Below are 11,372 nucleotides of genomic sequence, written 5' to 3'. Positions count from 1 at the left end.
AGTTAAAAATAAGGGCTGATTAATCAGCCCTTATTTTTTTATATAAGAAAATATTAGCTAATTTGAAAATTATAATTTTGGTGTTGAATGAAAGATTTGTTTGAAGCAATTAATAACGTGTTAAAGAACCATATTGGGGATTCTTTGTATTATCTTTTTTAGCATTTAATTGGAAAGGCTTATTCTTATTGTCTTTCTCAGCTGGTACTGCACAAGAAAAAATAGCCTTATTCGAGATTGAAACTACTTTATGGAGTTTACTAGTTTGTCCTATTAGTGCAGCATTATGTATTGTTGTAATAACACCGTGGTTAAAGGTTTTATTTGGTTGGTTATCTAAATCAGCTTATGAAAGAATTAATTCTCAAGATTTAAAACGCGAGAGTAGATATTTATCAGAGAAAATTGAGCTTGAGAGAAAGAGAGCAATTGAATTAGCAAATCAAGAAAAAGAAATCATTGATCAAGCTAAAAGGGATGAAGTTGTTGAAAAAATCGAAAATGCAGATTTAAAGAAAATGACTAAAGATAAAATTGAGACTTTAAGAAAAGATAAAAATGATTTAGCTAATCAATTAATAAATAAAAATTTATTTAAAAGTGTAATTAATTTAAATGACTTTGAGAAAGATCTATTAAAATATTTATCTTTAAGTAAGGATAATTTTATAAGAAGAGGAAAAGATTTTCAAACTGGTCTATTCATTCAATTTAATAATCAAATCATAAACAAAAATAAGGATGCTAGAAGCTATTTGAAATGGGAGGAGGCTATTAAGTCACTGATTAAAAATAATTTTATTTATGATTTAGGTGGTGAAGGTAGAATTTATGAATTAACTGATTTTGGTCGTGATTTTATCAAAAAATATGATAGTTTTTAGTAAAAGATACGAATTTTCATGATTTAATCCTCACATTAAAAAATGATTTAGTAAGTTGATGTAAATGGCAAAACAATCCCGATTCCTCTGCATTGGTGGTTTCCTCAACGGAACACAAGTTAAAGACCAAGGTGAAAGCTTTGTCTGTGTCGAAAAAGGCAAGAATGTCATTTACACCAAAAAGGACATTTTTCATCCCGATGCTTGGGATCACGACTATTACGTTTGTGAAACCATCACCGACAAACAAGCTCGAAACTGGGTGTATGACATCGAATAATCACATTATTTAAAACAAAAAAAAGATGAGCCGAAGCTCATCTTTTTTATGGAATTGGAAATAAATTATTTTGCATTCGCAACAGCAGGAACAACCGCAGTAGAATCATTTGCCGCATGGCGCGTAGGCGTATAATTCAAACCTAAAGTTGAACTTGTATAAGTACGAACTTGATCTAAAAGAGCAGGGTTAGCACTTAAATCTTGCCCATAAGAACGAACAATTTCATGCAGCTTGCCATTCCATTTACCTTTCACTTGTTCAGGGAACGCTTTTTCCATCAAACTTAGCATGATGTATGGAGAAGTCGAAGCACCCGGAGAAGCACCCAACAACGCAGTTACAGAACCATCTTTAGAGGCAAAAATTTCAGTACCAAATTGCAAAGTTGCATCTTTACCTGGCACTTTCTTAATAATTTGAACACGTTGACCACCTTGGTTTAATGTCCAATCTTCAATTTTCGCTTCAGGATAATACTTTTTAAGCTCGTTAAATTGATCTTCTTTCGTCATTGCAACTTGGCTAATTAAATATTTCACCAAATCTAAATTCTCTAAACCAATTGTTGCCATTGGAATAACATTGTTCTTGTTGGTCGAATCCATTAAATCGAACTGAGAACCATGTTTTAAGAACTTATTTGAATATGTCGCAAAAGGACCAAATAACGCATATTTTTTACCATCAATATAACGTGTATCAATGTGTGGAACAGACATAGGCGGTGCACCCAATTCAGGCTTACCGTACACTTTAGCGGTATGCATAGCTGTCACTTTAGGATTGTCGGTCATTAAGAAAATACCGCCAATAGGGAAGCCCGCATATTGTTTAGTTTCTTCTAAACCTGTCATTTGTAGTAAACGAATTGCTGCACCACCTGCACCAATAAATACAAATTTAGATTTCACATGACTTGTTGTGTTTGTTTTCAAGTTTTTAACTGAAACAGTCCACGTATTGTCATCGTTACGGCTAATGCCTGTAACTTCAGTTGATGTTTCAAGTTTAAATTGAGCTTGTTTGGTTAAGTTGTTAATTAACTGAGAGGTAATAGAGCCATAGTTAACGTCTGAACCAACATCCATACGTGTTGCTGCAACTTTTTGCGAAGCATCACGACCTTGCATAACCAAAGGTGCCCATTGTTTAATTTCTTCAGGATTCTCTGAATATTTCATCCCTTCAAACATTGGGTTTTGAGTCATAGCTTCATGGCGTTTTTTCATATATGGAACGCTATCACCCCAAACAAAAGCAATATGAGGAACAGGGTTAATAAAGCTTTTTGGTTGCCCAAGTACGCCATTTTTAACCTGATAAGACCAAAATTCCTTACTCACTTCAAATTGAGATGCGGTATCTATCGCCTTTTTAATATCAATTTTGCCATCTTTTTCAGGGGTATAGTTCATCTCCATAAAACCAGAGTGACCTGTACCTGCATTGTTTAAACCTTTCGAACTTTCTTCTGCCACAGCATCCAAACGTTCATACATTCGGATATTCCAATTAGGTTCAAGTTCATTTAAATAAGTACCCAATGTGGCACTCATAATGCCGCCACCAATGAGTACAACATCTAAAACTTTTTCATCTGAAGCAGATTTAACAGGTTTAGATGCAATTGGTCTAAATAAGAAAATGAGCCCAATAATGAATAATATAATGACTAGAATAAGTAGATATTTGAGAAACTTCTTCATAATATGCCTATTATTTATTTGACTTATATACAAATGATAAATAAGAAAAAAAGAAGCTATGGTGAAGTTATGTAAACCTTAATACGAAACATTAACAATAAGGTGCTATGTTTAACCGCAAATTCTAGTAGCTGTGATACTTGACCATTTGATAAATAAAGCTTTGTATTAATCACATATTTTTATTATGTGATTCAATTGTTTAGTTACAAATTAATAACAATCAATCGTTCCATATTTGCAACATATCGTTTTATACATAACAGTGTAATTTTCAATGAAAAATATAGACTTATTCATATTCAAAAAAGGATATAAACATGAAATTTAAATCACTCGCATTAGGTTTGGCATTCGCTTCAGCTGCAACACTTTCTATGGCAAAGCCTGTTGCTTATCAAATTGACCCAACACATACAGCAACAGTATTTAACTGGAATCACTTTGGTTTTTCTACACCATCTGCAAACTTTAGCGACATTCAAGGTACAATTAACGTAGATAATGCGAAGCCAGAAAAGTCATCTGTAAATGTGACTATTCCACTTGCGAGCTTAAATACAAACGTTAAAGCTTTAGATGAGCATTTGAAAAAAGCTGACTTCTTTGATGCTGAAAAATATCCAAACATCACATTCAAAAGTACTAAAGTTGAAACTACAGACAAAAAGAATTTCAAAATTACAGGTAACTTAACCATTAAAGATGTGACTAAACCTGTTGTTTTAGATGCTGTATTAAATCAACAAGCTATACATCCAATGACTAAATTAGAAACTATTGGTTTTAATGCAACAACTACATTTGATCGTTCTGCATTTGGTGTAGGTGCATATGTGCCAAATGTGGGTGATAAGATTACAGTAAATATTACTACTGAAGCATCTGTTCCTGCTAAAAAGTAAGTTGTTTTGAAATTAAAAGCACCCAAAAGGGTGCTTTTTTATACCTAAAATTAAATATAACTTTATATTTATAATGAAAATTACATATTTAAAGCTGAAAATAATGCATTATTTGTATATAAGTGTCTGGAATATAACAAGGATATAATATGGATTATCAATTAAATGCATTTATGACCATTGTCATTGCGGTGTTAGTTCTCTTAATTGGGTATTTTTGTGTTCATAAAATGAGTATTTTAAAAAAATACAATATTCCTGAACCTGTTGCAGGTGGTTTAGTTGCCGCAGTTGTTACTTATATTTTATTTAAACAGTTTAATATTACTGTGAATTTTGATGCACACATACAGCAAATTTTCATGCTCATGTTTTTTACTTCTGTGGGTTTAAGCGCAAGTTTAGGCAAGTTAAAAGAGGGTGGTAAAACCTTAGTTGTCTTCCTTATTTGTGTGATTATTTTTGTATTACTGCAAAATGCATTGGGTATTAGTTTAGCTAAACTTTTAGGTTTAGATCCTTTAATTGGCTTAATTACAGGTTCTGTAACTTTAACGGGTGGACATGGTACGGCAGGTGCTTGGGGCACGGTGTTTGAGCAAGATCATGGCATACAAGGTGCAATTGTTTTAGGAATGGCAAGTGCAACATTTGGTTTAGTCATTGGCGGTATGATGGGTGGACCAGTTGCTAAATTTTTAATACGTCGTTACCAACTTGCAGAAGAAATTGTGACTGAAAATGGTCGAAATGAAGCACCTCCAGCATCTGAAATTGCACCTTTTGAATATCCTGAAAAAACACGTTTAATTACAGCAGATGACGCTGTAAAAACGATGGGGATGTTCGCAGTATGTATTAGCTTTGCATTTTTTATGGCAGATTTTGCAAAAGGTCAGTGGTTCGAGCTTCCAACTTTTGTTTGGGCTTTAATGTGCGGTGTGGTGCTACGGAATATTTTAGAACATATTTTTAGAATTGAGATGTTTGATCGCTGTATTGATGTATTTGGTAATGGTTCATTGGCGCTATTTTTAGCTATGGCACTTATGTCATTACAACTTTGGATGCTTGCCGATTTGGCAGGGCCACTGGTCATTATTCTTATTGCTCAAACGATATTGTTGGCGCTATATCTTTACTTTGTCACCTTTAGAATTATGGGAAGTAATTATGATGCTGCGGTACTTTGTGCAGGTCAGTGCGGTGTAAACCTTGGTGCTACGCCAACTGCAATTGCTAATATTCAAGCAGTAACCAATACTTATGGACCATCGCATAGAGCCTTTTTGGTTATTCCGCTTACAGGTGCTTTCTTTGTAGATATTGTGAATGCAGTCGTTATTCAGCTTTCTATTGGTTTCTTTGGATAAATATAAAATTTGAGTTATAAAAAAGCACCCAATTGGGTGCTTTTTTAATGTAAAACTTTTAATTTATAAACAGTTTGCAGGCTTTGGAATACCCGCCAAACGACTTAAGTGACGTGCAACCAAACCTGTCTTGAATTTATCCTGAAGCACGGCATTATCAACTTCAGGTCCAATAGTTTTCATTAAAAATTTAATGAGTGGACGCGTTGCAGGAGAATGTCCAAATTGTGCATAAAACTGGCGTACAGCATTTAAAATTTGGAAATGCCATTCACTTAGTTCAAGATCTAAACTATTTGCAAGTTCCTGAGCAACATCTTCATTCCAAATGGTGTAATCAACTAAGTGACCATCTTGATCCAATTCTAAACTCATAAAGTGCCTTTAAACTTGTAAAAAAATAATGTGATTGATCGATTATTTTAAACGAATGCTACGTTTAAACTTTAATGCTAAATCTGCAAATTGGTTGTATGAAATCACTTCAATTTGTGCAGATTCTAATTGTGCTAAATTTTCCGCTTCATTTTCTAATACATAAACTTGGTTTATACCATTAGCCAGTACTGCACTTGCATATAGAATAGCTTCACCCATTAAAACCACAGCATCATTTGTAATATAAAGCTGTTTTAGTTTTTCTAGCATAGCAGGGCTTTCATTAAAACTAGATTGGACTAAATAAAGTGTATTGTTTGTCATTACGTTGTCCCTTTATTTACCAATACAACACATGATCAAACATTTGAATATATTCTGCATTTAGCTCAATAAATTCAATTTCTTGTGTGCTATTTACAACAAAATTTGAATCCTTATTTTTGCTTTCTACAAAAATTGGGCTTAAATCATAAAATTCAAAACTATCGACCATATTAGAAGCAATTTTAAACACATGTTTCAGTTGGTCGAACTGTAAATCTGATTGTAAAAGGCTAAGAGCAGCATCTTGTAGTACCACTTTTACTTCACAACCAAAGGTTGCTAGAACCATTGTTGCAGATAAACTTTCATGTGTTTGCAAGCTCGCTAAGTTAGCTTGAGTTAAAATAATGAGTACATTTTTCACACAATTTACCTTTTAAAAGCAACAAGTTTTATGAGAAACAGGATTAGAATTGCAGTAGACGCTCTGTAGATTGAACAGCATCGGCAAGTTCGCCTAAGCCAACCAATTCAAAGCCTTGCGCCAAATTGTGTTGCTTAAGATGATGCCTTTTTGCATTTTCTTCATCACAAATACCGCGCGCAAGTGCTGCGCTTACGCAAACAGGCAAACGAATTTCGAGTTTTTGCCATTCGGTTTTTAGGTTTCTTTGATCATCTGGAACCCATTGCAACTCATTGGCAACAGATACACCGTCTTGATAGAAGAAAACACGAAAATCTTCATTTTTACTGTACAAAGCTTGGGCTAAACCCAACGCATGCCAAGCATGAATAGAAGTAGGTGCAGACGTTATTAGTAATAAAGTACTCATCGAAATTCACACATCAACAGTTTCCCAATAGGAGACATTCTGATTTGATAAGAAAAAGGTAGTATACAATGATTTTGGTCACAGGTGGATTAGGCTTTATAGGATCTCACATTGCTTTAAGCCTTTTGGCTCAAGGGCAAGAGGTGCTTTTGGTCGATAATTTATCCAATACTGACATGAGCAACCTTGAACGCCTAGAATCTATTACAGGAATGAACATTCCATTTGCAAAAGTAGATATTCGAAATACGCCTGCTTTAATGAATATTATTCAACAATATGCAGTAGATAGTGTGGTTCATGCAGCAGGGTTTAAATCTTTAACAGAATCTGTGCTTAAACCACTTGAGTATTACAATGCAAATGTTAGTTGTATGATGAGTTTATTGCGCGCAATGCAACGTACAGGTGTGCGAAGTTTAGTTTATCTTTCAAGTTTAGCTGTTTATGGAAAATCGAGTTTAGATTTAAAAGAAGAAGATTTATTTAATTATCACTTTAATAATCCATATATTAAATCTCTACAAATGGCGGAAGATATTTTAAAAGATACCTATATGACCGACCCTGAGTGGAAAATCGTAAATTTAAGATTAGCCAATGTTGCTGGGGCTTTTGAATACACGAATTTAGGTGAGCTGATACGTCCATTTCCTAAAAATATTGTGCCATTGGCAATGCAAGTGGCTGCGGGTCAGCGTGAATTTATAGAATTACGTAAACATGATAATACTGAAGATAAAACAGCGCACAGAAGCTTTGTGCATGTAATGGATGTTTGCTCTGCTGTAAGCTTATCTTTGCAATGGTTGTATTATCAAAATCAAGCTTATGAAATATTTAATATTTCAGGTGAAAATTGTTCTATTCAACAATTATTAGGTGTTGTTTCTAAAGTCACAAATGTAGCAATTCCAATAATTGATGCAAACTATTTTGAAGGTGAAGAGTTATCTTTAGTTGGTGCATCGTCGGAAAAAGTACAACGCATGTTTAATTGGAAAGCGCAAAAAACAATCGAACAAATGATAGAAGATGAATGGCTGTTTTATCAAAAGCAATTAAATGCATAATTAATGAGTTATTGTAAATAATTATCATTTACAATTGTTTTTATTTTAAATATGATAATTTACAAGCAACAATATTTAAGACACTAAATTTGCTATAGCTTGGCAATAGCGAACAGAACTTAGGGGTAGTAAATGCAAACACGTATTGAACACGACACAATGGGTGAAGTTGAAGTTCCAAGTGAAGCAATGTGGGGTGCGCAAACTCAACGTAGCTTACAGAATTTCAAAATTGGTGGTGAGCGTTTACCACGTCCTATGATTCGCGCAATGGGTTTAGTTAAAAAAGCCGCGGCAATGACCAATGCAGAGCTAAATCAAATTCCTACAGAATTGGCACAATATATTGTAGGTGCAGCAGATGAAGTAATTGAAGGAAAGTGGGATACACAATTTCCTTTAGTAGTATGGCAAACGGGTTCTGGTACGCAAAGTAATATGAACTGTAATGAAGTGATTGCTAACATTGCTAATCAAAAATTAGGAAATCCTTTGGGTTCGCAAAAACCTGTGCATCCAAATGATCATGTGAACCGTGCACAATCTACAAATGACTCATTTCCAACTGCAATTCATGTGGCTGCAAGTTTACAAATCAATGAATTGCTCATTCCTGCTGTGACTAATTTACGTGACACATTAGATAAAAAATCAAAAGAATTTTCGGATATTGTGAAAATTGGTCGTACGCATTTGCAAGATGCTACACCTTTAACTTTAGGTCAGGAATTTAGTGGATATGTATCTCAGTTAGATCATGGCTTAAAACGCTTACAACAAGCTTTAACAGGTTTGTATGAGTTACCTTTGGGGGGAACTGCTGTAGGTACAGGTTTAAATGCACATCCTGACTATGCGGTGAAAGCGGCAGATCAATTGGGCGCTTTAACAGGTTTACCTTTTGTGACGGCACCGAATAAGTTTGAAGCTTTAGCAGGCAGAGATGCTGCTGTATTTGCATCAGGTGCTTTGAAAACTTTGGCTGCAAGCTTAAATAAAATTGCTAACGATATTCGCTGGTTAGCAAGTGGACCACGTTGTGGTTTTGGGGAAATTCGTATTCCTGAAAATGAACCAGGTTCAAGTATTATGCCTGGGAAAGTAAACCCAACTCAAAGTGAAGCGATGACTATGGTGGTTGCTCAAGTTTTGGGTAATGACACAACCATTAATGTTGCAGGTGCTTCGGGTAATTTTGAATTAAATGTGTTTATGCCTGTAATTGCATTTAACCTTTTGCAATCGATTCAATTATTGGGTGATGCGTGTAATAGTTTTAATAAGCATTGTGCGGTAGGTATTGAGCCAAATCGTGAAAAAATTGATGAATATTTACATAATTCGTTAATGCTTGTGACGGCTTTGAACCCTGTTATTGGTTATGAAAATGCAGCAAAAGTTGCGAAAACTGCATATAAAGAAGGAAAGACTTTAAAGCAAGTTGCTGTTGAGTTGAACTTAGTAACCGCTGAGCAATTTGATGAAGTTGTAAGACCTGAACAAATGATTTCACCAAATGTGAAGTGATGAATATCTGAAAAAAAAAGCCCTCGAATGAGGGCTTAGTTATTATGGATTTAATGCATCTTTGAACATGGGTGTTAATAGTTTATTTCCATATTCACTCAAATGATCCCCATCACGGTAAATAGGTCGCCCTTTATAGGTTGATATGCATTTATTATCATTACATAGTACAGAGCTAGGATCTAACACCGTTACATTACACTTTTTTGAACTATGGTTGATAATTTCCCTAATTTGATTGGTTCTTTTCAAATAGCTAGAAAATAAAAGATTTGTGTCTGTATTTCTACCATTCAAAATGTTTTTAGCCAATTCTCTAGGTGCATTCAAACCAAGCTCAGGAATAGGTTGTAAAATATAAGTCGGATGATTTTGAGCAGTAAAACATAAAGTTTCAGTTAAGTTTTTTTCAAATAATGAATATTCAGGAATGATACGTTTTTCTTCATTTTTTTCAAAATACATTAGTGGAGTAGGGCCTCGACGGCCTGTTCTTTCAAGATCATTTTCACCTAACAAATGAATAGGAAATCTAGCAATTAAGATGATAGGTATATTTTCATATTTTGAAGATTGTATTAATTGAAGACGGTTTTTATTTAAGTCAGGACATTCTGAACCACTAACATCAATATTTGCATTTATTACAAATGGACACCCTCCCATTGCCATTGTCATAATACCTTCATCTTTGCCGTTAAATGCAGATGCAACGGCAGTGGCAACCGAATCTGCATGACTATCACCAATAACAATTGCTTTAATATTTTGGGAATTTCCAATGAAGCAATCCTCATTAACATTTCTGCAAGAATATGGGTTGCTATTATCTTCTTCTTTAAGAATATTTTGAATCTTAGCTGGATAATGTTCGGGAAATCCATTAAATACTTTAATTGTATATCCACAAAGAAAAATAATTAAAAAAATATAAAAAGGTTTAACTTTATATATTTCCCTCCAAGATGAGTAACGAGGGAAGTTGATTTTTTCGATAAATTGATAACTTAGGAACCCAAGTAAAAGAGATAATGGGATACCGTAAATCCACCAATTTTCAAATGAAAAATAGAAACCTAAAACAACTAAAGGCCAATGCCATACATAAATAGAATAAGACCATTTACCAATGTGGCCAAAAATAGGATTGTTGATAACAATATTATTTTGATAATTACTTAAAACGATTAAATAGGCACCAAATACAGGGATTAGAGCCATATAGCCAGGCCACAATGTATCATCAGAAATGAAGAAATACGAAACGATGATTAGTACTAAGCCTAAACATTGTGTACTAATTTGAAGAGGTTTATTTTTGAATAATAAAGGGTATAAGAATGCTAAGCCACCGAGTAGCATCTCCCACGCTCTGGTCGAAAGTAGGAAGTAAGCAGTTTTGCTATCTTTAAAAGTAGCATATACACAGTAGATAAAGCTTGCAGCAAACAAACCTAACACCACATGTTTGAGGTTTTGAAACTTGATATATTTTTTTAAGAAAAGAATAATAATTGGAAAAAAAATATAGAATTGCCATTCAACAGATAAAGACCAGGTATGGAGTAGCCATTTGGTGTGCTCAGCCGTATCGAAATAACCTCCACCTTTAGAAAACATGATATTTGAAATAAATACTGCGCTTCTTTCAACTTGCTTAGCAAGCTTTTCATATTCTGATGGAATTATATAAAACCAACCAAATACAAGTAACACTGCTGACATAGCTGCAAGAACAGGTATAATTCGATTTGCTCTAGCATTGTAAAATTTGAATAAATTAAATGTATTTTTTTCTACGCCATTAAAAATAATAGACGTCATTAAAAATCCAGAAATGACAAAGAAAACATCTACCCCTGCAAATCCACCAGGCAACCATTGTGGATTAAAGTGAAAAATAACAACTGCCAGTACAGCTATTGCGCGAAGTCCATTTATATCGTGTCTAAAATTCATTTATAGCAACTTATTTAAATTGTTGATACTGAAAACTTTGTAAGTTTATATAAACTTGAATAATAAATCTTTAATTAATTATATTTAAACTGTTTCACAGTAACCAAATTCAGATCAACAACAATCAGTTTTGTAGTCTTTCTTTGCATATTATTCTATAACTTTCACCGTATTTTAATAG

The 11,372-nt window shown here is 33.8% G+C and carries 12 protein-coding genes; 6 read left to right on the top strand and 6 right to left on the bottom strand.

What is annotated here, in order from left to right:
* Window positions 1–188: 188 nt before the first annotated feature.
* The gene (locus SKM54_RS05000; RefSeq protein ID WP_321094510.1) at window positions 189–884 is read left to right on the top strand and encodes a hypothetical protein; all 696 of its coding nucleotides are present in this window, start codon (window positions 189–191) and stop codon (window positions 882–884) included.
* 64 nt (window positions 885–948) lie between these two features.
* Window positions 949–1,164, top strand: coding sequence for a hypothetical protein (locus SKM54_RS04995; protein WP_321094508.1), 216 nt, complete (start codon window positions 949–951; stop codon window positions 1,162–1,164).
* Between the two features lie 65 nt (window positions 1,165–1,229).
* Here the strand turns inward: SKM54_RS04995 and mqo are convergent, their stop codons facing one another.
* Window positions 1,230–2,873, bottom strand: a complete 1,644-nt coding sequence (mqo, locus tag SKM54_RS04990; RefSeq protein WP_321090378.1) for a malate dehydrogenase (quinone) — start codon at window positions 2,871–2,873, stop codon at window positions 1,230–1,232.
* Window positions 2,874–3,193: 320 nt separating this feature from the next.
* Here mqo and SKM54_RS04985 point away from each other — a divergent pair, with 320 nt between their 5' ends.
* Window positions 3,194–3,778, top strand: a complete 585-nt coding sequence (locus SKM54_RS04985) for a YceI family protein (RefSeq protein ID WP_321088651.1) — start codon at window positions 3,194–3,196, stop codon at window positions 3,776–3,778.
* A gap of 149 nt (window positions 3,779–3,927) precedes the next feature.
* Window positions 3,928–5,151, top strand: a complete 1,224-nt coding sequence (gene gltS / locus SKM54_RS04980) for a sodium/glutamate symporter (protein WP_321094506.1) — start codon at window positions 3,928–3,930, stop codon at window positions 5,149–5,151.
* Window positions 5,152–5,214: 63 nt separating this feature from the next.
* Here gltS and SKM54_RS04975 read toward each other — a convergent pair whose 3' ends face one another.
* From SKM54_RS04975 to tusD, 4 genes are read right to left on the bottom strand one after another with little or no spacing between them, the layout of a single operon-like run.
* Window positions 5,215–5,526 carry a TusE/DsrC/DsvC family sulfur relay protein gene (locus tag SKM54_RS04975; protein WP_321088653.1) on the bottom strand — a complete coding sequence of 104 codons (312 nt, stop codon included), beginning with the start codon at window positions 5,524–5,526 and terminating at the stop codon, window positions 5,215–5,217.
* A gap of 42 nt (window positions 5,527–5,568) precedes the next feature.
* Window positions 5,569–5,853, bottom strand: coding sequence for a DsrH/TusB family sulfur metabolism protein (locus SKM54_RS04970; RefSeq protein ID WP_154771606.1), 285 nt, complete (start codon window positions 5,851–5,853; stop codon window positions 5,569–5,571).
* A gap of 16 nt (window positions 5,854–5,869) precedes the next feature.
* Window positions 5,870–6,220, bottom strand: a complete 351-nt coding sequence (locus tag SKM54_RS04965) for a hypothetical protein (protein WP_321088655.1) — start codon at window positions 6,218–6,220, stop codon at window positions 5,870–5,872.
* Between the two features lie 43 nt (window positions 6,221–6,263).
* Window positions 6,264–6,632: a sulfurtransferase complex subunit TusD gene (tusD, locus tag SKM54_RS04960; protein ID WP_321088656.1), complete on the bottom strand. Its 369-nt coding sequence runs from the start codon at window positions 6,630–6,632 to the stop codon at window positions 6,264–6,266.
* Between the two features lie 68 nt (window positions 6,633–6,700).
* On the opposite strand from tusD, the gene SKM54_RS04955 reads away from it, so the two are divergent.
* Both SKM54_RS04955 and fumC read left to right on the top strand, forming a co-directional pair.
* On the top strand, window positions 6,701–7,705 hold the full coding sequence (locus SKM54_RS04955; RefSeq protein ID WP_321094503.1) for an SDR family NAD(P)-dependent oxidoreductase: 1,005 nt from the start codon (window positions 6,701–6,703) through the stop codon (window positions 7,703–7,705).
* Between the two features lie 132 nt (window positions 7,706–7,837).
* A complete protein-coding gene (fumC, locus tag SKM54_RS04950) occupies window positions 7,838–9,232 on the top strand; it encodes a class II fumarate hydratase (RefSeq protein ID WP_321094501.1) in 1,395 nt (464 codons plus the stop codon).
* 42 nt (window positions 9,233–9,274) lie between these two features.
* Here the strand turns inward: fumC and SKM54_RS04945 are convergent, their stop codons facing one another.
* Window positions 9,275–11,191, bottom strand: coding sequence for an acyltransferase family protein (locus tag SKM54_RS04945; RefSeq protein ID WP_321094500.1), 1,917 nt, complete (start codon window positions 11,189–11,191; stop codon window positions 9,275–9,277).
* Window positions 11,192–11,372 lie beyond the last annotated feature (181 nt).

Origin of the sequence: Acinetobacter faecalis, from assembly GCF_034187745.1 — a bacterium.
GTDB classification, from domain to species: domain Bacteria; phylum Pseudomonadota; class Gammaproteobacteria; order Pseudomonadales; family Moraxellaceae; genus Acinetobacter; species Acinetobacter faecalis.
The sequence above is the reverse complement of the archived record's forward strand: the minus strand, read 5'-3'. Positions and strand labels throughout refer to the sequence as shown.